Annotated in this window: 20 protein-coding genes and 4 pseudogenes; 9 read left to right on the top strand and 15 right to left on the bottom strand. The window is 68.6% G+C overall.

What is annotated here, in order from left to right; translation table 11 throughout:
• A pseudogene (locus GJ629_RS06245) lies at window positions 1-515 on the bottom strand (hypothetical protein); the annotation flags it as partial.
• Window positions 512-1743 (bottom strand): annotated as a pseudogene (locus GJ629_RS06240) (potassium channel family protein). The pseudogenes GJ629_RS06245 and GJ629_RS06240, both read right to left, overlap by 4 nt.
• A gap of 103 nt (window positions 1744-1846) precedes the next feature.
• Here GJ629_RS06240 and GJ629_RS06235 point away from each other — a divergent pair.
• The gene (locus GJ629_RS06235) at window positions 1847-3001 is read left to right on the top strand and encodes an NAD-binding protein (protein ID WP_157512228.1); all 1155 of its coding nucleotides are present in this window, start codon (window positions 1847-1849) and stop codon (window positions 2999-3001) included.
• Here GJ629_RS06235 and GJ629_RS06230 read toward each other — a convergent pair.
• Entirely contained in the window at window positions 2995-4512 is a 1518-nt protein-coding gene (locus GJ629_RS06230; RefSeq protein ID WP_157512227.1) for an HPP family protein, read from the bottom strand. The two genes, GJ629_RS06235 and GJ629_RS06230, sit on opposite strands and share 7 nt — an antisense overlap.
• 41 nt (window positions 4513-4553) lie before the next feature.
• Window positions 4554-5333, bottom strand: coding sequence for a nucleoside phosphorylase (locus GJ629_RS06225; RefSeq protein ID WP_157512226.1), 780 nt, complete (start codon window positions 5331-5333; stop codon window positions 4554-4556).
• Window positions 5334-5491: 158 nt separating this feature from the next.
• On the opposite strand from GJ629_RS06225, the gene GJ629_RS06220 reads away from it, so the two are divergent.
• Window positions 5492-6451, top strand: coding sequence for an AEC family transporter (locus GJ629_RS06220; RefSeq protein ID WP_370515810.1), 960 nt, complete (start codon window positions 5492-5494; stop codon window positions 6449-6451).
• Here the strand turns inward: GJ629_RS06220 and GJ629_RS06215 are convergent.
• On the bottom strand, window positions 6448-7104 hold the full coding sequence (locus GJ629_RS06215; protein WP_197428461.1) for an HAD family hydrolase: 657 nt from the start codon (window positions 7102-7104) through the stop codon (window positions 6448-6450). The two genes, GJ629_RS06220 and GJ629_RS06215, sit on opposite strands and share 4 nt — an antisense overlap.
• Window positions 7101-7604, bottom strand: coding sequence for a bifunctional nuclease family protein (locus GJ629_RS06210; protein WP_157512225.1), 504 nt, complete (start codon window positions 7602-7604; stop codon window positions 7101-7103). Before GJ629_RS06210 ends, GJ629_RS06215 begins: the two co-directional genes overlap by 4 nt.
• A 218-nt stretch (window positions 7605-7822) precedes the next feature.
• Here GJ629_RS06210 and GJ629_RS06205 point away from each other — a divergent pair, with 218 nt between their 5' ends.
• Entirely contained in the window at window positions 7823-8461 is a 639-nt protein-coding gene (locus GJ629_RS06205) for a hypothetical protein (RefSeq protein WP_157512224.1), read from the top strand.
• Window positions 8462-8562: 101 nt separating this feature from the next.
• Window positions 8563-8784, top strand: a complete 222-nt coding sequence (locus tag GJ629_RS06200) for a hypothetical protein (RefSeq protein ID WP_157512223.1) — start codon at window positions 8563-8565, stop codon at window positions 8782-8784.
• Window positions 8785-8808: 24 nt separating this feature from the next.
• Here GJ629_RS06200 and carB read toward each other — a convergent pair whose 3' ends face one another.
• From carB to GJ629_RS06185, 3 genes are all read right to left on the bottom strand, one after another.
• Window positions 8809-12036, bottom strand: a complete 3228-nt coding sequence (gene carB, locus GJ629_RS06195) for a carbamoyl-phosphate synthase large subunit (RefSeq protein WP_157512222.1) — start codon at window positions 12034-12036, stop codon at window positions 8809-8811.
• A 132-nt stretch (window positions 12037-12168) separates the two neighbouring features.
• Complete coding sequence (locus GJ629_RS06190; RefSeq protein WP_157512221.1) at window positions 12169-12843, bottom strand: LiaF domain-containing protein; 675 nt, start codon at window positions 12841-12843, stop codon at window positions 12169-12171.
• Between the two features lie 160 nt (window positions 12844-13003).
• The gene (locus GJ629_RS06185; protein ID WP_157512220.1) at window positions 13004-13198 is read right to left on the bottom strand and encodes a hypothetical protein; all 195 of its coding nucleotides are present in this window, start codon (window positions 13196-13198) and stop codon (window positions 13004-13006) included.
• Between the two features lie 45 nt (window positions 13199-13243).
• Here GJ629_RS06185 and GJ629_RS06180 point away from each other — a divergent pair, with 45 nt between their 5' ends.
• Window positions 13244-13429, top strand: a complete 186-nt coding sequence (locus GJ629_RS06180) for a hypothetical protein (RefSeq protein ID WP_157512219.1) — start codon at window positions 13244-13246, stop codon at window positions 13427-13429.
• A 211-nt stretch (window positions 13430-13640) separates the two neighbouring features.
• Here the strand turns inward: GJ629_RS06180 and GJ629_RS06175 are convergent, their stop codons facing one another.
• The 5 genes and pseudogenes from GJ629_RS06175 to GJ629_RS06155 all read right to left on the bottom strand — a co-directional run bounded on the left by GJ629_RS06175 (window position 13641) and on the right by GJ629_RS06155 (window position 17471).
• Window positions 13641-14198: a YqaA family protein gene (locus GJ629_RS06175; RefSeq protein WP_370515809.1), complete on the bottom strand. Its 558-nt coding sequence runs from the start codon at window positions 14196-14198 to the stop codon at window positions 13641-13643.
• Window positions 14199-14250: 52 nt separating this feature from the next.
• Window positions 14251-15306 carry a tyrosine decarboxylase MfnA gene (gene mfnA / locus GJ629_RS06170; RefSeq protein ID WP_157512218.1) on the bottom strand — a complete coding sequence of 352 codons (1056 nt, stop codon included), beginning with the start codon at window positions 15304-15306 and terminating at the stop codon, window positions 14251-14253.
• A gap of 133 nt (window positions 15307-15439) precedes the next feature.
• A pseudogene (locus tag GJ629_RS06165) lies at window positions 15440-16329 on the bottom strand (PhzF family phenazine biosynthesis protein).
• Window positions 16330-16353: 24 nt separating this feature from the next.
• The gene (locus GJ629_RS06160; RefSeq protein WP_157512217.1) at window positions 16354-16566 is read right to left on the bottom strand and encodes a hypothetical protein; all 213 of its coding nucleotides are present in this window, start codon (window positions 16564-16566) and stop codon (window positions 16354-16356) included.
• Window positions 16503-17471, bottom strand: coding sequence for a S9 family peptidase (locus tag GJ629_RS06155; protein WP_157512216.1), 969 nt, complete (start codon window positions 17469-17471; stop codon window positions 16503-16505). The genes GJ629_RS06160 and GJ629_RS06155 overlap by 64 nt, the downstream gene beginning before the upstream one ends.
• 71 nt (window positions 17472-17542) lie before the next feature.
• On the opposite strand from GJ629_RS06155, the pseudogene GJ629_RS06150 reads away from it, so the two are divergent.
• Window positions 17543-18249 (top strand): annotated as a pseudogene (locus GJ629_RS06150) (phosphoribosyltransferase).
• A gap of 146 nt (window positions 18250-18395) precedes the next feature.
• Window positions 18396-18947 carry a halocyanin domain-containing protein gene (locus GJ629_RS06145; RefSeq protein ID WP_157512215.1) on the top strand — a complete coding sequence of 184 codons (552 nt, stop codon included), beginning with the start codon at window positions 18396-18398 and terminating at the stop codon, window positions 18945-18947.
• Here the strand turns inward: GJ629_RS06145 and GJ629_RS06140 are convergent, their stop codons facing one another.
• The gene (locus tag GJ629_RS06140) at window positions 18948-19517 is read right to left on the bottom strand and encodes an NUDIX domain-containing protein (RefSeq protein WP_157512214.1); all 570 of its coding nucleotides are present in this window, start codon (window positions 19515-19517) and stop codon (window positions 18948-18950) included.
• Window positions 19518-19630: 113 nt separating this feature from the next.
• Here GJ629_RS06140 and GJ629_RS06135 point away from each other — a divergent pair, with 113 nt between their 5' ends.
• Both GJ629_RS06135 and GJ629_RS06130 read left to right on the top strand, forming a co-directional pair.
• Entirely contained in the window at window positions 19631-20026 is a 396-nt protein-coding gene (locus GJ629_RS06135) for a hypothetical protein (RefSeq protein ID WP_157512213.1), read from the top strand.
• A gap of 87 nt (window positions 20027-20113) precedes the next feature.
• The gene (locus tag GJ629_RS06130; protein ID WP_157512212.1) at window positions 20114-21037 is read left to right on the top strand and encodes a sulfide-dependent adenosine diphosphate thiazole synthase; all 924 of its coding nucleotides are present in this window, start codon (window positions 20114-20116) and stop codon (window positions 21035-21037) included.
• Window positions 21038-21123 lie beyond the last annotated feature (86 nt).

Raw genomic sequence — 21123 nt, 5'->3', positions numbered from 1 at the left:
TCGCGCAACTGGTCGACGGTCAGCCGTCGCGGAAAGAGAAACGTCTGGCCGGCCAGCGCGGCCTTCGTCTCCGCGTCGACCGGATCGTAGCCCGTGGTGTCCTCGATGTCCTCGGGAATCTCGACGCTGATCGCTCGACCGACGCTGCGGACGACCCGGTTCATCCCGTTCTCGACGGAGACGCCGCCGACCAGCAACTCGGCGCTGAGGTGGTCGCCGGCCCGACAGCCGGCGGCGCCGGCCGCGGCCGCGACGGCGAAGGCCCCGACGTTGAACAGCGCGAGCATCGGCGAGAACGCGGTGTCGCCGCCGACGACCTGCCCGAGCGCCGTCCGGGTGTTGAGGTAGGCGGCCACGGCGCTCAGTCCGATCAACACCGCCGGACCGGTCGGGATCCGCTGGTCCGCGTACCACCGGAAGACGGCCGCCGACGCCCCCGAAAGCACCGCCGCGACGAGGCCGAGTCCGACGATGCTCCCGACGGCCGTCACCGGGTCGACGGGCGCCACGCTCACGCGGCCCCCTCCGAGACAGCCGCCAGTCCGTCGCTCGTCCCGACGGCGAACAGTTCGTCGCCGGCCGAAAGCGTCGTGGTCGCCCGCGGCGCGAACCGCCACTCCCCGTCGTGTCGGACCGCCAGCACGGCCACGTCCTCGGCCGCGAGCCCCGAGAGCGTCGCCCCGTCGAGGCGACCCCCGGACCGGACTGTCGTCCGCTGGAACCGGCGGCCGGCCCGCTGTAACAGCGAGATGACCTCGTACTCCCGGCCGTCGCCCCGCGCTCGACGTACAGCGGCGGCCGGTCGGCCGCGAGCAGCGGCTTGACCGACTGCCGGGTGACCGACAGCGTGACCTGCCCGTCGCCGCCGGTCGTCGTCGGCGCTCGCTCGACCACCGGGGGCGCCTCCCCGTCTGTCTGTTCGCCCGTCGGCTCCAAGTCGGCCGTCGGCGCTGGCTGTGTCGCGTCGGTCCCGGACGGTTTCGACCGCCCGCTGAGGACCGTCCCCGTGACGTCCCCGCCGTCGGTCGCCGCGCGGACGACGTCGCCGCGGGCCAGCCCCGTCGGGACCAACCCGGCGACGGACACCGCCCGCTTGCCCGAGGGGACGCGCCGGGAGAGCCCGGACGTCGGCGGTGCGGCGGCGACCGTCGCCTCGCCCCGTTCGTCTATCTCGACGGTCACGTCGGCCAAGTCGTGGGTTGTCCGGAGGCGGTCGGCCAGCCGCGTCTCCAACTCCGAGACCTGCAGGTCCGCGGGGAGGTTCCACTCGCTGCCCCGGATTGACTCGCGCAACTCCGGCGGCAGCGGCGGGTAGCCCGGCACGTCCTCGACCTGCCCGACGACGCGGATCCGTATCTCGTTGCGCCCGACGACGACGTTCGCCAGGTCGGCCGACAGCGTCTGCTCGCCGAGTTTCCGTAGCGAGAGCCGCCGCGGCAGCGTCGCGCCCAACTGGTCGCCCTTGGCGTGGGCGTACAGCGACATCATCATCACGACCAGCAGGCCGGTCAGGACGGTGGCGGCGTTGGCCGACTCGAGGATGACCGGGTCGGCCAGCGCTAACAGGCCGCCGTTGATCCCCGCCAGCGCGACGCCGAGGACGACGACACCGAACCCGGGGAGCGTGACGTTGGTGACGTACTTGAACAGGAAGCCGAGGACGCCCGATATCAGCGCCGGGATGATGCCGGTCAACACCCCGAGATAGATACCGAACAGCACCTCGACCGGAAGGGAAGCCATACGCGGTAGCGTCGGCGGCGGGCCGTTTATGGGTGTCGCCACCCTCGGCGGCGAGTCGCCCCGGATTCGAGGATTTATATCCCGTCCCCGGCAGACACAGGGTATGGATAGACGGCGGTGGTTCGGGACGCGAGCGACCGTCGGCGTCGTGATGGTCGTCGCGGTGCTCTCGTTTCTGGTCGGCATCCAGAACATCGTCCAGCCGACGCTGACCGGGCCGCTGAGCGAGTACGTCCCGGCCTCCGCCCAGCGCGCCGCCGGCTTCACCGGCGCGATGACGGGCTTTCTCCTGTTGGCGGGGTCGTTCGCGCTCCGCCGCGGCCTGCGCGTGGCGTGGTACCTGACCGTCGTCCTCCTCCCGGTGACGGCCCTGCAGGGTATCATCCAAGGCGGGAGTCCCGTCTCGCTGTCGCTGACGGGCCTGTCGGTGTTGGCGCTCCCGCTGGTGGCGCTGAACTACCGCCGGTTCGACAGCGACTGGTCGATATCGACGAGTCAGATAGCCGCCCTCGGCGCACTGATCGGCGCGCAGGTGTACGGGACGGCCGGGACCTACGCCCTCCGGGAGGAGTTCAACAACGTCGATACGCTGTTGGACGCCTTCTACTACACGCTCGTCACGGCCAGCACCGTCGGGTACGGCGACATCTCGGCGGTCTCACAGATCGGGAAGCTGTTTAGCATGTCCGTGCTGGTCGTCGGCGTCGCCAGTTTCGGTCTGGCCGCCGGGACGCTGCTCGGCCCGGCCATCGAAGCCCGATTCGCCGCCGCACTCGGTACTATGACAGACTCCGAACTCAGCATGCTCGAAGACCACATCGTGGTCCTCGGCTACGGCGACCTGACCGAACCGATACTCGAAGAACTCCAGGAACTGGACACCCAGTTCGTCGTCGTCTCCCCTGACCCCGACCGGACGGCCACTCTCCGGGAGCGCGACATCACGGCCATCACCGCCAACCCCAGCGACGAGGAACCGCTCCACTCCGTCGGCGTCGAGCGAGCCTCCGGCGTCGTCGTCGCGACCAACGACGACGCACAGGACGCACTCGCTATCCTGACCGCCCGGGAACTCAACCCCGAGGTCCATATCGTCGCGGCCGCGACGGCCCGCGAGAACGTCAACAAACTCCGGCGTGCGGGTGCCGACACCGTCATCAGCCCCGCGGTCATCGGCGGACACCTCATCGTCCAGTCGGCGCTGGGACGGGAGGGTATGGAGAGCATCGCCGACAGGCTCACCGACGACGATCAGTAGTTCCGGTCGACGATCACCACGTCCGTCTCGACGGTCCGTATCCGCTCGAACGTCGGCGGTTTGATGAGTCGCGACACCGCCGACCGGTCCTGACTCGCGCCCATGATGACCACGTCGTACTCCGGGCCGGTGTCGGCCAGAAACGACTGGATGTCCGTCCGCGCGACCCGCGTCTCGACCGGTCCGTCGGCCGTCTCGGCGATGTCGGCGAGCATCTCCTCGGCCTTCCGCCGCGCCCCCTCGTCGTCGATGCAGTTCGCCACGCTCACCCGCCCGACCGATCCGGCCAACCGCGTCGCGAACTCCAGCATACTGTGGGCCACGTCGCCGGCCCGACGCACCGGCACGAGCACGCGCCGCCACTCCGTCCGGCCGGCGTACGACCGGTGGACGACGAGGTCGGTGTCGCCGCCGAACAACGACCGGATGTGTGGTGCGAGCCCCTCACCGTCGGTCTCGTACGGCGTCGCTATCAGGTCACAGTTGGTCTCGGCCGCGACCCGACTGATCGTCTTCGACAGCGATCCGCGCCCGACGGCGACGACGACTTCACACGGGACACCGACGGTTTCCTCTATCCACTCGCTCTCGGTTTCCAGCGTCGCCGCCGAGGACTCGACGGTCGAGGTCCCGCCGGTCGCCGCCGGTTCCTCGTAGTACTCGGCCCACTGCTGGCTGATGTCGCCGGGGTCGACCGGGTCGGGGTCGGCCGACGGCGCGGCCGTCTCGGCGTCGCTCCCGTCGGCTATCTCGGCGCGCCGTTGCTCGGCCGCGGCGGCGTCGTCGACGACGTCTAGCAGGACGACCTTCCCCGCGTCGTGGGCGGCGGCCAACCGCGCGCCGAACGCCGCCGTCGCCGTCGGCCGCTCCCCCCGCATCGGGACGAGGACGTGGTCGTCGCCCCGGGTCGACTCGTAGAGGAACTGTGCCCGCTCCTCGTAGACGTACTCCCGCCAGAGGGTGAACACGCCCGCGACCAGCGCGCTGGAGACGGCGACGCTCAGGACGTAGGTCACCTGCGAGGCCCCGGTGACGTGGACCAGCAGCGCGGTCGCGAACGCCGACGCCTCCTCGATGTCAAGCGCCCACGTCACCGCGCCCGTGAGGAAGAGACCGACAGCGACGGCCGCGGCGTTGAGTTCGTAGCTCGCGGGGTCTTGGCCGTACCACAGGACGGCCGTCGCCGCGAGCGCCAGCCAGCCACAGAACGCCCCGGCGGTGAGGCCGCCGACGAACCGCCGCGGGGACGCCTGCTGTCCCTCCGGGCTCGAGAACAGCGTGTACGACCCCGACGCCAGCGGCGGGAAAAGTAGATATGGCAGGAACTCGACGGCCTCGGCCAGCGCGGTGACGACACCCAGCAACAGCGGGATGGCCACCAGCACCGTGAGGTGGACGAGGTTCGACGTGGTCTCGATCCAGCGACGGAACGCCCGGACCCGCCGGCGCTCGGCCCGGAGCAGTCCCCGTCCGAGCGCCCTGAGCCGCTCGTCGACGCCGTCGCTAGCCATGCTGTCGGTATCGGGAAGCCGCAGGTAAAACCGTACCGCCCTCAGCAGCGCGTCGCCGCCGTGAGTCCGATCTCGATGGCCCGCTCGACGTTGTTCTTTGCCTTCTCGGGTAACTCCTCGGCGTCGGTCTCGCCCTTCTGGGTCCCCTCGACGAGGTTCCCGTCGACGGTACAGATGGCCCCCGCGGCGATACCGTTCCGCCGGGCGAGCGTGAAGAGTGCGGCGGCCTCCATCTCGACGGCCAGTAGGCCCGCCTGCTCCCACTCGCGGACGTACTCGTCGGTCTCGGCGTAGAACGCGTCGTCGGTCGCCACCGGTCCGACGTGGACTCGGCTCCCGGCGTCGCCGGTCGCCCCCTTCGCGGTCTCGCGCTGCTCGACCGCGCGTTCCTCCTTCTCTTCGGCCGCATCGACCAGCGCCGAGAGGACGTCGTAATCGGCCACCGCCGGGACCGTCGCCGACTCGTAGCGCTTGGTCGTCCCCTCGTCTTTGGCCGCGCCCGTGGCGACGATCATATCGCCGATTTCGATGCCCGACTGAAGCGCGCCGGTCGTCCCCACGCGCAGCAGGGTCTCGACGCCGACCGCCGACAGTTCCTCGGCGGCGATGGCGGCCGACGGCGACCCGATGCCCGTCGAACAGATAGTCAGCGGCCGCCCCTCGTAGGTGGCGTTGACGAGTTTGTACTCCCTGTTCTGTGCGACGGTCTCGACGTCCTCGCAGTGGCCGGCGATGCGGTCGACCCGCCCCGGGTCCCCCGGGACGATGGCGAGGTCGTTGACGTCGCCGTCCTCGACCAGCAGGTGTGGCTGTTTGCCCATACCGGTCGCTGGTGTGGCCGGGGCATAAACGCCCTGCTGTCGTCACTCCCGTCCGAGGAGAGCCTCGCGCTCACGCGAGCAGTCGGTCGCCGCCGCGTCCTCGCCGTCACCGCCCGCGGACCGCGGTCGTTTTCAGCGTCCCGTTCCAGCCCCCGGTCGTGACTGGCTCGCTCGCCGGTATCTTCGCGACGGCAATCCTGCCGATCATCGTCGTCGCCGCCGTCGGCTACGCCCTCGGCCGCGCGCGGGACGTCGACCCCGGGCCGCTGAACACCGTCACGGTCTACGTCCTCGCGCCGGCGCTGGTGTTTCACAGCCTCGCGACGACGCCGCTGGGCGGGTCGACGCTCGCAGTTCTGGCCGTCGGCGTCACGGGTTTTACGCTCGTGATGGCCGCGCTCGGCGACGGCATCGGGCGACTCGCCGGCCAGAAAGAGCCGCTACTCGGTGCGTTCGTCCTCGTCGCGGCGTTCTCGAACGCCGGCAACTACGGCATCCCGCTGTCGTCGTTCGCGTTCGGCGAGACCGGTCGCGCGACGGCGGTCCTGTTCATCAGCGTGCAGGGCGTCCTCATGTACACGCTCGGGGTGTACGTCGCCGCCCGCGGACAGGCCGAGGGCGCGGCCGCCGGCCTCCGCCGAGTCGCCTCGATTCCGCTAGTCTACGCCGTCGCCGCCGCCCTCCTCGCCCAGTGGCTCGACGTCCTCCCGCCGGCGGACTCGACCGCTATCGAGACGGTCGGGACCGTCGGCGAGGCCGCCATCCCGGTGATGTTGTTGTTGCTCGGTATCCAACTCGCGAACGCCGACCTCGGCGGGGCTATCGGGAGCGTCGCGGGCGCGACGACCCTGCGGATGGCCGTCGCGCCGGTCGTCGCCCTCGGCATCGCGCTGGCGCTCCCCTTCGAGGACGCCACCGTCGCCCGGGTGTTCGTGCTCGAGTGTGCTACCCCGGCGGCGGTGACGCCGCTGATCCTCGTCGGCGAGTTCGCCGGGCCGACGACCGACGGCCCGGACCCGGAAGCCTACGTCTCGACGGTCGTGTTTGTCTCCACACTGGTCTCCATCCCGACGCTGACAGCACTCATCGTCGTGCTCCGCAGCGGGGCCGTCCTCTAGTCGAACAGCGCGGCCACCTCGTCCAGCCCCGAGAGGTCGTGTTCGGGGTCGACCGAGAGGGTCCGACCGCGGGTGTGTGGCCGGCGGAGGAACGCGGCGTCGACGCCGGCGGCGTGGGCCGCTTCGACGTCGTGTTCGGAGTCGCCGACGTACAGCGCGCTCTCGACGCCCAACTCGGAGAGCGCCGCCTCGACGTAGTGTGGGTCGGGCTTCTTTCGCCGGAGGCTCTCGACCGTCGGCGGGCGGGCCCGGACCGTCTCGAAGTGGTCCGCCAGACCGAAGTGGTCGTAGGCGAACTCGACCGTCGCCTGCTGGTTCGAGGAGACGACGCCCAGCGGCCGCGACAGGCGGTCGAGGTGGTCGACATCGTCGTAGGGACGCTTGCGGCCCGCCCGCATCAGGTCCCGCTGTCGCTCCGAGAGCGCCCGGTCCCGCGCCCGCCAGAACCGCTCTACGTCGAGGTCGTAGCGGTCACAGACCGCCGTCAGTTTCGGCACCGTGACGCCGATGCTCATCGCCTCGACGTCCGCAGGGTCGGGGTCCGTGACGCCGACGGCCTCGAAGGCGTCCCGCGCGCCGGCCCGGTGGGTGTCGTCGCCGGTCAGGTCCACTATGACGCCGTCGTTGTCGAAGACGACCGCGTCGTAGTTCACAGTTCGAAGTCCGAGTCGTCCTCGGTGTCGAACGGTTCCTCGTCGGGACCGCCGCGGGGGCCGCCCTCGTCGGGTTCGAAGGCCTCGGGCGGTTGGCCCGCCTCCTTGACGACAGCCTCCGAGACGACGATGGGGCAGTCCTCCCGGAGGGCGATGGCGATGCCGTCGGAGGGCCGGGCGTCGAAGACGGCGTCCTTTCGCTCGCCGCCGCTGTACTGCTCTGCGTCTATCTTCGCGTAGAAGGTGCCGTCGGCCAGATCGTCGATGCGCACGCGGTCGATGGCGGCCCCGAACTCCGATATCATCTCGATCAGCAGGTCGTGTGTCAGCGGGCGCTCGAACGGTTCGCCCTCGATAGCCAGTTGCATCGACTGGGCCTGATCGCTGCTGACGAAGATGGGGACCAGTTCCTCGCGGGCCCGGAGCAACACCACCGGCGCGCCGGACCCGTCGTCGCCGACGCCGACGCCCACCCCTTCGACTGTGGCCTCGTGTTCCATACCATCGGGTTCGGCACCGAGTCTCAAAAGTACTCGGGCGCCGCGGACGAGGGCCCGTCGGGACCGGCTCGGCCATCGATCTCACTCTCCCATATATATCTGTCGACGTTCAACTCGATTTTCGCCCGGAAACGGCGGCAAATCGAGGCAATCGGCCCCGAGCCGACTTCGGCGCCGGCCCGGTTGAAGTACCGATAGCCCCCTGGTCCGACTGTCGCATGAACGCACTCAAGATCGCTGGCGTCGCGATGGCAGTCCTGCTGGTCGTCGGCGGGACGGCCGCCGCGATGCCGGGCAACGCACCGACCGACGCACCGACCAACGACACGAACGAGACGGCAGACGACGCCGCGGCCGCGAACGACACCGCGGCCGACGAGCGCCACGGGCCGCCGGCTGATGTCGAACGCGGTCCCCACGCTATGGGCGGCGAGCATATGATGGGCGACCGTGGCCCCCACGCCGACCGCGGGGCGAACGTGAGCGACCGTGGCCCCCACGCCGACCGCGGGGCGAACGTGAGCGAGCGCGGCCCGCCGACGGAGATGCCCGAGCAGGTCCCCGACTTCGTCACCGAGATCCACCAGCTCATCCACCAGCACCTCGACGGGATGCTGGAGGGTGACCTCGGCGCGATGATCAGCGACGTGACCCCGGAGGACGCTGACGAAGAGGAGAGCGAGGACGCTGAGGAGACCGAAGCGGACGACGCCGAAGAGACCGAGGCGGACGACGCCGAGGAGAGTGACGAGGAAGACTCCGAGGACGTGGAAGAGAGTGAGGACGCTGACGAGGAAGACACCGAGGACGACGAGGAGGAGACCGAAGACGAGACCGACGCGGACGCCGAGGCCTGATCGGTCCGTCGCCCCGCTGACCCCTTCCACCGGTCGAATCAACGCCGAACCACCACGCGCGCAACGTCGTTCTTTTGTGTACTAACCGCTTAGATCGGGGTATGAGTACCGCGGCCGCGAGCGAGGAGGGCCTCGACCGTCGGGTGGCGACGCTGTTCATCGCGCCGTTCCTGTTGCTCGGTGTCGGGAACGTGATTCTGATCCTCTTTTGGGGCGTCAACCCGCTGTGGGGCTTTCTGATCCTCCCGCCGATCCTGTTCATCAGCGTCATCGGCTGGATCGGCTTCCGGACCGGGTTCATCCGCAACGTCGGCGAGGAGTAGCGACGGTCGGCTACGGCGCGGGCGTCACTTGCCCCACTCGCGGGCGTCTTTCGGCCGGTCGCCGATGGCCTGGACGTTCAACGGATCGTCGGCGGCGTTGACCGCTTCCAGCGCCGCCTCGGCGCTCTCCCGCGTCGAGAAGTACGTGACCGTCTCCTCGACACACGCCTCAAGCACCTCGCGGTCCCGCGAGAGGACGATGTCTATCTCGCCGCTCTGGATGGCGTCGACGACGGCCTCGGTGTCGTCGTAGTCCTCCAGGTCGACGGTCTCGAAGTGGTCCTCGTAGCCGACGACCGGGAGGTCGACGAGCGCCGTCCCCTCCAGCGGGATCGGCTTGTTGACGGCCATCTGGGCCTTCTGGTAGGCCTTCCCGAAGCTTCCGGCCGTGCCCATGACCTCGCCGGTCGACTTCATCTCGGGGCCGAGGCGCGGGTCGCTGCCCGGCAGGCGGTCGAACGGCAGGACGACCTCCTTGATCGAGACCTGATCCGGGATCTGCTCTTGGATGTCGAGGTCAGCGAGCGTCGCGCCGGCCATGACCTGTGCCGCTATCTTGGCGATGGGGACGCCGGTCGTCTTCGAGATGAACGGCACGGTACGGGAGGAGCGCGGATTGGCCTCCAGCACGTAGACGGTGCCGTCGCGGACGGCGAGTTGGACGTTCAGCAGGCCGACCGTGTCGAGCGCGTCGGCGATGTCCTCGACGACCTCGCGGATACGGGGCATCACCGCCTTGATCTCCTGACTGCGGGGCGGGATCATACACGCCGAGTCGCCGGAGTGGACCCCGGCGGTCTCGACGTGTTCCATAACGCCGCCGATCAGCACGTCCTCGCCGTCGGCGACGGCGTCGACGTCCAGTTCCACCGCGTCGGCGAGGAAGTCGTCGACGAGGATCGGTTTGTCCGGGCTGACCCGGACTGCCTCCTCGATGTACGTCTTGAGGTCGTCGTCGTTGTAGACGACGTCCATCGCGCGGCCACCGAGGACGTAGCTCGGGCGCACGAGGACGGGATAGCCGATGTCCTGTGCGAGTTCCAGCGCCTCGACCTCGCTGGTCGCGGAGCCACCTTCGGCTTGTGCGATGCCCAGATCGGCCATCAGGCGGTTGAAGCGGTCGCGGTCCTCCGCGAGGTCCATCGCGTCGACGGAGGTGCCCATAATCTCACAGTCGAGTTCGCGGCGCTGCAGCTCCTGTTCGAGGGGGTGACCGATGTCGACGGAGGTCTGGCCGCCGAACTGGACCATCACGCCGTCGGCGTTGGTCGCCTCGACCACGTCGGCCACTTCCTCGGCGGTGATCGGTTCGAAAAAGAGGCCGTCGGAAGTGTCGTAGTCCGTCGACACCGTCTCGGGGTTGTTGTTGACGACGTGGGCCTCGATGCCCATCTCCCGCAGGGCGCGAACGGCGTGGACCGAACAGTAGTCGAACTCCACGCCCTGCCCGATGCGGATGGGGCCGCCGCCGACGACCACGACGCTCTCGACGTCGCGGTCGACCTGCAACTCGTCGCGGTCGATGCCCGAGATGGGATCACGTGTCGAGTAGTAGTACGGCGTCGTCGCGACGAACTCGCCGGCGCAGGTGTCGACGAGTTTGAAGTCCCGGTCGGTCGTGTCGGCGGCGACGGTCTCGACGGTGACGCCGTCGGGGATCGAACTCTCGGTCGTCGCACCACCGTCGGCGGCCGCCTCGACCTCCTCGTCGCCGTCCTCGTCGACGTCGGCGGGCAGCCACGAGTGGTGGGTGTCGTTGAACTCCCCGCCGGCGATGGCGGTGATCTCCTGGTCGGTGAAGCCGGCCTCGCCCGCTATCTCGAAGTTCCCGTTCTGGGCGGCCTCGGCGGCGTCGGCGACCTGCTGGAAGCGTTCGAGGTACCACTCGCGGATCTCGGTCATCTCGTTGATCTCGGCGACGGTGAACCCGCGGGAGAACGCCTCGAAGATAGCGTAGGGGCGGTCGGGCGTCGGGCGGATCAGGTACTCCTCGCGGAGTTCCTCGTCGCCGATGTCCTCCCAGTCGACCGAGGGGTTGTATTCCGAGGAGCGCAGGGCCTTCAGGAGGCTCTCGGGGAAGGTTCGGCCGATAGACATCGCCTCGCCGGTCGATTTCATCGCCGGGCCGAGTTCGAACTCCACGTCGCGGAACTTATCGACCGGCCACCGCGGGACCTTCGTGACGATGTAGTCGATGGCGGGTTCGAAGGCGGCGGTCGTCTCGCCGGTGATCTCGTTGTCGATCTCGTGGAGGCGCTTGCCCATCGCCACCTTCGCGGTGACGCGGGCGATGGGGTAGCCGGTCGCCTTCGAGGCCAGCGCCGAGGAGCGAGAGACGCGCGGGTTGACCTCGACGACGCGGTACTCGCCGCCGGGCGTGCCGTCGTCGCGCCAGGCGTGCTGGATGTTACACCCGCCCTCGATACCGAGTTCGCGGATGACCTTCAGCGCCGAGTCGCGCATCTCTTGGTGGCCCTCGTCCGGGATGACCTGCGAGGGCGTGACGACCGTCGACTCCCCGGTGTGGATCCCCATCGGGTCGAGGTTCTCCATGTTGCAGATGATGATACAGGAGTCGTCGGCGTCGCGCATAACCTCGTACTCCAGTTCGACCCACCCGTCGATGGACTCGGTGATCATCACTTCGCTGTTGCGCGAGAGGCGCAGGCCCTTGCGGACGGCCTCTTTGAGTTCGTCCATGTCGTCGATGACGCCGGACCCGGCACCGCCCAGCGTGTACGTCGTCCGCATGATGACCGGGAGACCACCGACGGTCTCGACGGCCTCCTCGACCTCGTCCATAGACTCGATGGTGACCGACTCGGGGACCGGTTCGTCGATGTTCTCCATCCGGTCGCGGAACTGCTCGCGGTCCTCGGTCGCGTAGATGGTGTCCAGCGGGGTTCCCATCACCTCGACGTCGTGTTCCTCGAGGACGCCCTCCTCGGCGAGTTCGGCGGTGACGTTGAGGCCGGTCTGGCCGCCCAGACCCGCGATGACGCCGTCCGGTTCTTCCTTCCGAATGATCTCCGAGATGGCCTCGGTATTGATCGGTTCGAGGTACACCTTGTCGGCCATCTCCGGATCGGTCATGATCGTCGCCGGGTTCGAGTTGACGAGGACGACGCGCGCGCCCTCCTCCTGCAGGGCGCGACACGCCTGCGCGCCGGAGTAGTCGAACTCCGCGGCCTGTCCGATCTGGATCGGCCCACTGCCGATCAGCAGTATCGTCCGGTCTTCTACGTCTGTCATTGTCCCATCGGAGTCCGCACATCGTAATAAGCCCGGCGAAAGATTACGAACCTCGAAAGCGAATTTCGAAAATCGTATTGAGAAGGGATGGCACACGGTGCGCCGGGGACGGGTGCGACGACCGCGTCCCACTCAGTCTTCGACGACGACGCCACCGAAGGCCGCGAACCCGGTGACGACGAGGTCAATCTCGTCGTGTTCGTGCTCGCGGCGGGGCCGGTCGTCGCTCGCTCCCCCGAGGATCGGGAGGACGTCCATCTGGACGTTCCACTCCCGTGGGACGACAATCTCGACGCCGCCGAACAGCGCCGTCGCCGAGACGTACACCGGGCGGTCTTCGAGCGTCACGTCCCGCAGATCCAGCGACGTGCCGCCGAAGATGGCGGTCAGGTCACTCCCTGTGAACAGCCCGGTCGCGCGCTTGTCACTCCCGCCGAACACCGCGAGCGAGTGGACGTAGGACTCGGTGACACTGTGCGTACGCGAGCGGTACTGTCCGAGGACGATCGAGGCACCGAACAGGACGAGCAACAGCGGCCACAACTGGAGGACTTGGGCCACCGAGAGGTACCCGAGCGTCACCAACTGCCAGGCCCCGGCGACGGCGACGACGAGCAACGGGCCGACGACGTTGCGGAATCCGCTCACGACGAGGGCGAACAGGCCGAACAGGACGAACAGCGCCGGGACGTACGTCCAGACGATGGCGACGTCCGCGACACCGGTCGTCTGCGCGAGCAACACCGTCCCGACAAGGACGACCAACACACCGAGCAACGCCTGTGAGGAGATGTGACGAGTCTGCATACACGAGTAGACGCACGCCGAGATGATAACTGTATGTCAGCTATAGATACACAGAGTCACGGAACACAGTCGACGAATTCCAAACGGCCGTCGCAGACCGCATACACGACCCTCGGGGCGAGTACGCTGTCATCCGGCAGCCAACGGCGCCGGCCTCCTGCTAGGTCGACTCGACCGCCCAGCCGTCGCCCTCGCGGGCGAGGACGGACTCGAACAGCGACCGCGTCGTCGCGACCGTCTCCTCGTCGACGGCGGCCGGGTCGAGGTGGCCGTGGACTGTCCCGGCGACGCCGTCGAGACGGCCGAGCGTGACGTGGAGGAACTTAAACGCCGTCTCGACGTCGACGTACTGCAACAGCGTCGTGACCGACCCGAGACAGACCGACAGCGAGTCGGCGTCGTGGCGGTCGAGGGCGTCGGCGACGGCGACGCGACCCGCGTGAGGTTCGCGGCCGGGAGCGACTCGACGGTCACCGCCTCGTGGGCCGCGGCCGTCGCGGGGCTGTCGGCCTCGCCCAGCGACAGCACCGTCGCCGCCTCAACGTCGCCCAGTTGGTCGGCGACGAACTGCGGCCGACGGCTGTAGGCGAACACCAGCGCCTGCATCTCGGGTCCCGTGGCGAGCAGGTCCCGGCAGGCGTCGTGCCGTTCGGTGTCGAGCGGGTCGGCCAGCACCAGTACCGGCGAGTGTCCGCTCGCTCGCCGTTCGAGGCTGTGTGTGAGCATTCCCGTCTCGTCCCGTCGGTAGTCGCTACGCCGCGATTAATCCTTCGCCTCGGTGGCTGAAAACAGTCCGCTCAGAACACCACGAACACGCCGCCGGCGATGGCAATCGTCACGAGCAGGCGACCCACGCTGCCCGCGAACGTCGCCGCGGCGAACCGGTAGTAGTCCTCCTCCAGAACCGTGAACGCGTAGATGGATATGGTATCGGGGAAAAACGGGACCGACAGCGCGATGGCGAGGCCGATGTAGCCGTACTGCTGTGCGAGTTGGACCGTCTTCTTCTCGGAGTAGGCGACGATGTTGAACCGCGAGCGCTCGATGAACCTGATCACGGGGCCGGACTGTTTGGCCTCCTGCCCGATGTGGAACGCGAAGAGGCTCCCCGCGGCCTTCCCGAGGCCGCTGACGAGGATGATCACGCCCATCGTGACGCTGAACGGGAGGCCCAGACGCATCGACCCGGCGGGCGCGAGGACCACCTCGCTGGGCAGCGGGAGGATGAAGGCAATCAGAAACGAGTACACGCCGATGATGAGTAGGCCGAGCGGTCCGGTCGCGGCCCTGACGGCGTGTTCTATCGTCTGGTAGAGGGACTCGACGACGAGGACCACGGGTAGTTCGACGGCCACGAGCGGGTGTTTGGGAGTCGCTGACTAAATTGTGCCGTCTTCGAGTCGCCGGTCAGTACCAGTCCATATCCGCGACGAACGACCGGAGCATCGACCGCGTGACGTGGGGCATACAGACGACCCGCAGTTCGTCGCTGCCGGTCGTCGCAACCCGCCACCCGCGGTCGCGCAACTGCTCGATGAGCGACAGCGACACGTCGGCCGCGACCAGCGGCAGGCGCGGGCCGACGACGTCGTACCCGCGGGCGGCCAGCGCGTCCGCCAGCCACTCGGCGTTGTCCATCGCCCGCTCGTAGTGCTCGCGGTAGCCGGCGGGCCACAGCGCGTCCATCGCGGCGACGGCGCTCGCCACGCCGGCCCCCGAGCGCGTCCCCGTCAGCGTCACCTGACTGGCCGACTCCAGATACGGCGTGTCGATGGCTAACTCCGCGAGCAACTCCTCCGAGCGGGCCAACAGTCCGCCCGCTGGCACCGCGGCCTGCCCGAGTTTGTGCGGGTCGATGGTCATCGTGTCTACGGGCGCGTCCGCGAAGTCCCAGTCGTCGTCGGTAAAGGGGAGGTAGAACCCGCCCCACGCGGCGTCGACGTGCGCCAGCGCCCCCGCGTCGTGAGCGATGTCGGCGATTTCGGGAATCGGGTCGACGGCCCCGTACTCCGTCGACCCCGCGACGCCGACGACGGAGACGGTGTCCCCGTCGACCAGTTCGGCCATCGCCGCGGTGTCGGCCCGGTAGTCCGCAAGTGGTGCCGTCCGGAGTTCGACGCCCAGCAGTTCGGCGGCCTTCCAGAAACTGAAGTGGGCGCTGGTCGGGACGACGACGTTCGGGTCGTCGGTGTCGGCCCGGTTGCGGGCGACCCGCATCGCCTGCACGTTGGCTTCGGTCCCGCCGCTGGTGACGTAGCCCGAGGGGTCCTCGAGGCCGGTGATAGTCCCCAACATCCCGACGGCCTCCCGTTCGAGTTCCGCGACCCGCTGGTAGGTGGTCGGGTCGCCGGGGTTGGTCGCCAGAAACCGCTCGGCCGCCTGCCGGGCTGCCGGATGGGGTTCGGTACACATCGACGAGAGGACCCGTTCGAACTCCTGTGGTTCCGGTTCGACCCGCTGCATCTGCACCTCCGTTGGCGCTACTCCGATTTAGTGGTTGCGCAACCCGCTACTCATAGTGCTTCTTGTAGGTCATTTCGGTATCGACCGCCAGAGTTCGGGCGGTCGCACCGGTACACAGCTACAAGAAGCACTATCAGGCCTCGATGATATCCTCGTCGTCGCTCTCGGGCACGACCACTGACCCTTCGAGCGTCGTCACCGCGCGCCCGGCGATACGGACCCGCGAGCGACGTGGACGGTGACGTACCCCGGCCGGTCGAGGAAGTGCCCCTGCTCGAACACCATCGCGCTGGTGTCCTCGACGGCGCCGTGGTGGTCGAGATACCCGCCGGCCGCGCCGCTCGCCGTCCCCGTCACTGGGTCCTCCTCGATGCCGACGCCGGGAGCGAACATCCGGCCGTGCAGTGTCGACTCGCCCTCCAGCGTGTCGAAGGTGAACGCGTAGACGCCCGTCACGTCGTGGGCGTCGGTCAGCGCCTCGATGGCCGTCATATCCGGGTCCAGCCCCGAGAGGTCGGCGAAGTACTCGATGGGGACGACGAGATACGGCAGGCCCGTCGAGGCCCGACCGATTGGCAGGCCGACGTTCTCGATAGTCTCGGGGTCGGTTCCGAGCGCCGCCGCGACGGTGTCGACGTCCGCGTCGGCGTCGGTCACGACTGGATCGTTCTGAGTCAGCCACACTGTCCCGTCCTCCTCGACGGAGACGTCGAGCACGCCCGCGCCCGTCTCGACGGTGTGGTCGCCGGCCTCGATAGCGCCGCGCTCGAACAGCAGGGCGTGGGCGGCGACGCTCGCGTGCCCGCAGAGGTCGACCTCCGTCTCGGGGGTGAAAAACCGGAGCTCGCGGTCTGCCGCCTCGCTCGCGGTGACGAACGCCGTCTCGCTGGCCCCGAGTTCGTTCGCCAGCGCCCCCATCTGGTCGTCGGCGAGGTCGTCCGCATCGGGGACGACCCCGGCGGGGTTGCCGGTCGTCGGATCGTCGGTGAAGGCGTCGACGAGAAATGCCGCTCGCGTGTCCATACCCCTGCTGGCGCGGCTATCCCGTTAAACGTTCCCGTCGGTCACCTCCTCGACCCACGCGGCGAGGTCGACCACGACCTGCCGGTCGACGACGCCGGCTTCGGGGTTCCCGCCGGTCTCCAGCGCGCCCGCCCCGTCGACGAAGTAGTGGTTGAGCCCGTCGTACGACCGTGTCAGGACGTTCCCGCGACCGCCGATTGCGTCCCGCCACTGTCCGAAATCGTCCCCGGGGGACACTTGTCGGTCGCGGGTCCCTGTGCGAGGAACATCGGTAGCGACAGCCCCTCGGCGGCCGCGACCTGATCGTACTCGGCGAGACCCCGCCAGAACGGACGGCCGGCCCCCGCGAGGACTTCGCCCGACTCAATATCGACCGTCCGAAGCCGTTCGGCGAGGGCCCGGACCTGCCGGAGTTGCCGGCGCTCGGCGTCGGTGAGTTCGCCGTCCCGTTCGAGGGCGTAGCGGTTCTGTGCGACGATCAGATCCGGAAGCGGCCGTGCGTTGGCCGCCAGCATCGCGACGCCGGCGACCTGTCCGTCGCGGCTCGCTATCCGCGGCGCGAGCGCCCCGCCGAGGCTGTGGCCGACGACGACCGTGTCCGCGGCCGCGACGCGGTCGTGTTCGCGCAACCGCTCCAGCGCGGTCAGCGCGTCGTCGGTGACCACGTCGTCCAGCGAGAGCGCCGCCGGGTCGAGAGTTCCCGTGCAGGCGAACGTGCGTTTGTCGTACCGGAGGACGGCCACGCCGTACGTCGACAGGCCCCGTGCGATATCGCGGTACGGCTTCACCGGCCCGGTCGTCCCGTCGCGGTCCTGCGGTCCCGACCCGTGGACGATCACGGCACCCGGGAACGGCCCGTCGCCCTCGGGAACTGTCAGCGTCGCGCCTAGCGAGCAGTCGGCCGTCGCCGACAGCGACAGCGTCGTCGTCTCGTAGGCCGACGGCGCAGCGTACGGCGGCGTCGCCGTCCCGTCGGCGTCGGTGGTGGTCGTCCCGTCTGTCGTCCGGTTGGGCGTGTCGCGGGTCGTCGACGGTGTCGCCGTCGACGGGACCGTCGTCGTGCCTGTGTCGGTACAGCCGGCGAGGAGCGCTCCGGCGGCGACGACGCCGGCGCGGAGGACGCGTCGTCTGGAGGGCGTCATTATTCGGCAGTGATACGCTCCGGGGACAAAATCCCACGGCTTCTTACTCGCGCCGCCGTACGTCCCGGGCGATGAGCGACCTGCCCGACGAGTTCCCCTGTACGATCACGAACTGGGAGTACATCTACGGGCTGACCCGCGAGGTCAGCGACGAGGTGAAAGCCGACAGCTTCGAACCGGACGTCGTCGTTGCGCTGGCTCGCGGCGGCTGGTTCGCCGGCCGGTGCCTGTGTGATTTCCTCGGGCTGGACGACCTCACGAGCCTGAAGATAGAGCACTACGTCGGCGCGGGCGAGGCCGGCGAGGAACCGGAAGTCCGCTACCCGATGCCCGAGGCTCGGTCGCCGGCAAGGACGTCCTGATCGTCGACGACATCGCCGACACGGGCCAGTCGATGTCCCACGCCGAGGCCTACGTCGAGGACCGGGACCCGAACGCGGTCCGAACGGCGACGTTGCAGTTGCTCGGGACCAGCGAGTTCGAACCGGACTTCGTCGGCGAGCGACTGGCCGAGTGGGCGTGGGTCGTCTACCCGTGGAACTTCGTCGAGGATATGATCGATCTGATCAGCGGCGTGATGGAGAAATCCGACGCCGAGCGGTTCACGCCCGCGGACATCCGGGCGGCGTTGCGGTCGTTTCACGGCGTCGAGCGCATCGAGATGGAGATAGCCCAGCCCGACCGGCTGGACGAGGTCCTGACGGAGATGGAGCGACGGGAGGTCATCGAACGCGCCGGGAGCGCCGACGGCGAGGCCGTCTGGACGCTGGCCGAGTGACTGGGTTCGCCGCTCCGACGAGTGAGCGGACGGATCGGCCACGGCAGTCCAGCGGGAGTGAACCCGCGGTAGCCCGGCCGATATCATCGTGGTCGAGGAGAGTTGGCCCCCAAGATAGATTTCCCTATCCACCCAAACGACCGCGTATGGATCGGAGTCGACGCGCGGTACTCGGAGCGTGTGTGGGCGCGACGGTGGCGCTGGCCGGTTGCGGGAGCGGTCCCGACGACTCGACCCCGTCTGCCGACCGGGAGACCGAGCGGACGCCGGCCCCGAGTGCAGGGCAGAGCGGGGGTGGACTGATCGAGGTGCCGGCGGCGGCCGAGTCCTATCTCGAGAGCGCGAACGGGTACGACGGAACCGTGCACGACGCCCGCGGACAGACGGACGTGACCGTCGCCGTCGGCGCCGGCGACGGACTGTCCTTCGATCCAGCCGCGATCCGGATCGACCCGGGGGCGACGGTCTACTGGCAGTGGACCGGCGAAGGTGGCGATCACAACGTACGCAGTACCGATACCACGGGTGGGGACTGGGACGCCAGTGTCACGGGCGAGCCACTCGACTCGGGGGATCCCACCGGCACGCCCGGCGTCAACTACGAGTACACGTTCCAGCAGCGCGGCGTCTACCCGTACAACTGTCTGGTACACAGGGGGCAGGGAATGTTCGGGGTCGTCCTCGCCGGCGACGTGTAACTACTCGAAGTCCCGGCGCATCGCGATCTCGAACCACGGACAGAGGCGCAACTGGCGGTAGTACTGGGGGTTCTCGTGGAGGTCCTCGTAGTCGGCCCACAGGAGGCCGTCGACCTCCGCGGGGTCACGGTCGAGGCTGGTGTCGGTCAGCGTCGCCTTGAGAACGGCACAGACCTCGTGTTCGAGGCCGGCGTTCTCGTAGTAGCGCTTGTACTCGAAGCGGTCGGTGACCCGGAGGTCCTCGTACTGGTCGGGCGTGATCCCGAGTTCCTCCTCGAGGCGTTCCTCGGTGGCCTCGACCTGCGTTTGGCCCTCGACGGGGTGGGAGGCGACGGTGCCGTCCCAGTGGGTGTCCCACAGGCGCTTGTCGGCCGAGCGCTGGGCCAGCAGGATGCGTCCTTCCTCGTCGAACAGCAGTGCCGTGAACGCGCGGTGGCGGATACCGTCGCCGGTGTGGGCCTCCAGACGGTTGACTAGCCCCTGCTCGTTGTCGTCGGCGTCGACCGCGATGACGTCCTCGCCCGCGTTTTTGTGGTCCAGCGCCTCGCCTGTGTCCGCGTCCGAACTCATATACTCGTCTCTCGTCGCGGGTGTTCAAACCGTCTTCGACTCGACTGGGACGGGGACGGGTTTCGGCCTGTTCCGTCGCGTACGCTTATCGCCGCTCTGGGCGTCCAGCACGTATGACGACACGACGACAGCTACTGACTGCGGGTGCGGCCGCGACCGGAGTCGTCCTCGCCGGGTGTTCCGGCGGCGAGTCGACGCCGGAGCGGACGCTTCGCATCGTGCTGAACAACCAGAGCGGCCGGGCACAGACCGTCACGATCACCGTCACCGACGCCGAGGACACCGTCGTCGAGGAGTACGCCGACGAGACGATTCAGGACGGCGTCAGTACCCCCTTCGAGAGCAGCGACTACGAGGACGGCAGCTACAGTATCGCTGTCGACGGCGACGACTGGGCCAGCGGCGGCACCTACCACCCGGAATCCTGCCCGCGCAGTACCTTCACGACACTGCTGGAGGCCGGCGAGGCTGAACCCGCCGTGACCGCGATGGTCAGCTGTGACGAGTAGGGGCTGTCTCCGGGCAGTTCCGGACGGTGCGTAGCGAAAATCCGTTGCGGAAGACACTTTAACCACCGAGAGATATTACCTAGTGGTATGAGCGACTTCGAGCAGTTCAGCGACGTCGGCGAGGCGGAAGTCACACGCGCAATCGGGCAGGAGTGGACCGAGGAGTTCATGGACTTCTCGGATTCGGACGTCATCATCGTCGGTGGCGGTCCCTCCGGGCTGATGGCAGCGAAGGAACTCTCCGAACGCGGTGTCCAGACGATGGTCGTCGAGAAGAACAACTACCTCGGCGGGGGCTTCTGGCTCGGCGGGTTCCTGATGAACAAGGTCACCGTCCGGGACCCGGCACAGCAGGTGCTGGACGAACTGGACGTCGAGCACAAACAGTCCAAAGACAGCGAGGGCCTCTACGTCGCCAACGGCCCCGAAGCGTGTTCGGGTCTCATCAAGGCCGCCTGCGACGCCGGCGCGAAGATGCAGAACATGACGGAGTTCACCGACATCGTGATCCGCGAGGACCACAAGGTCGGCGGCATCGTGATGAACTGGACGCCGGTCCACGCGCTCCCGCGCGAGATAACGTGTGTCGACCCCATCGCCGTCGAGGCCGACCTCGTCATCGACGCGACCGGCCACGACGCGATGGCCGTCAAGAAACTCGACGAGCGCGGCGTCCTGAACGCGCCGGGCATCGAGGAGGGCGACGCCGGGATGGACGCCACCGACGACGACACCTACGGCGCCCCGGGCCACGACTCGCCCGGTCACGACTCGATGTGGGTCGGCGAGTCCGAGGACGCCGTCGTCGAACACACCGGCCTCGCCCACGACGGCCTCGTCGTCACCGGGATGGCCACCGCGACGACCTACGGCCTCCCGCGGATGGGCCCGACCTTCGGCGCGATGCTCGTCTCCGGCAAGCGCGCCGCACAGGTCGCGCTGGACGAACTCGACGTCGACGCCGACCCGGTCGACATCACGAGCCGGAACGCGACGCCCGCTGACGACTAACCACTTTTACAGCTCGGGGGTTTCCCTCGGGCCTTCGGCCTGCGGGAACCCCCGACTGCAAAAACGTGGGGAAAACATCTCGACGC

It is taken from the genome of Halapricum sp. CBA1109, assembly GCF_009741825.1.
Classification (GTDB): domain Archaea; phylum Halobacteriota; class Halobacteria; order Halobacteriales; family Haloarculaceae; genus Halapricum.
This window is presented reverse-complemented; position numbering and strand designations above follow the sequence as displayed.

What these genes read in the sequence shown, in the direction of transcription:
- GJ629_RS06235 (WP_157512228.1), top strand. Translation starts at nt 1,847, where the DNA reads ATGGATAGACGGCGGTGGTTCGGGACGCGAGCGACCGTCGGCGTCGTG.
- GJ629_RS06230 (WP_157512227.1), bottom strand. Translation starts at nt 4,512, where the DNA reads ATGGCTAGCGACGGCGTCGACGAGCGGCTCAGGGCGCTCGGACGGGGA.
- GJ629_RS06225 (WP_157512226.1), bottom strand. Translation starts at nt 5,333, where the DNA reads ATGGGCAAACAGCCACACCTGCTGGTCGAGGACGGCGACGTCAACGAC.
- GJ629_RS06210 (WP_157512225.1), bottom strand. Translation starts at nt 7,604, where the DNA reads ATGGAACACGAGGCCACAGTCGAAGGGGTGGGCGTCGGCGTCGGCGAC.
- GJ629_RS06205 (WP_157512224.1), top strand. Translation starts at nt 7,823, where the DNA reads ATGAACGCACTCAAGATCGCTGGCGTCGCGATGGCAGTCCTGCTGGTC.
- GJ629_RS06200 (WP_157512223.1), top strand. Translation starts at nt 8,563, where the DNA reads ATGAGTACCGCGGCCGCGAGCGAGGAGGGCCTCGACCGTCGGGTGGCG.
- carB (WP_157512222.1), bottom strand. Translation starts at nt 12,036, where the DNA reads ATGACAGACGTAGAAGACCGGACGATACTGCTGATCGGCAGTGGGCCG.
- GJ629_RS06190 (WP_157512221.1), bottom strand. Translation starts at nt 12,843, where the DNA reads ATGCAGACTCGTCACATCTCCTCACAGGCGTTGCTCGGTGTGTTGGTC.
- mfnA (WP_157512218.1), bottom strand. Translation starts at nt 15,306, where the DNA reads ATGCAGCGGGTCGAACCGGAACCACAGGAGTTCGAACGGGTCCTCTCG.
- GJ629_RS06155 (WP_157512216.1), bottom strand. Translation starts at nt 17,471, where the DNA reads ATGACGCCCTCCAGACGACGCGTCCTCCGCGCCGGCGTCGTCGCCGCC.
- GJ629_RS06145 (WP_157512215.1), top strand. Translation starts at nt 18,396, where the DNA reads ATGGATCGGAGTCGACGCGCGGTACTCGGAGCGTGTGTGGGCGCGACG.
- GJ629_RS06140 (WP_157512214.1), bottom strand. Translation starts at nt 19,517, where the DNA reads ATGAGTTCGGACGCGGACACAGGCGAGGCGCTGGACCACAAAAACGCG.
- GJ629_RS06135 (WP_157512213.1), top strand. Translation starts at nt 19,631, where the DNA reads ATGACGACACGACGACAGCTACTGACTGCGGGTGCGGCCGCGACCGGA.
- GJ629_RS06130 (WP_157512212.1), top strand. Translation starts at nt 20,114, where the DNA reads ATGAGCGACTTCGAGCAGTTCAGCGACGTCGGCGAGGCGGAAGTCACA.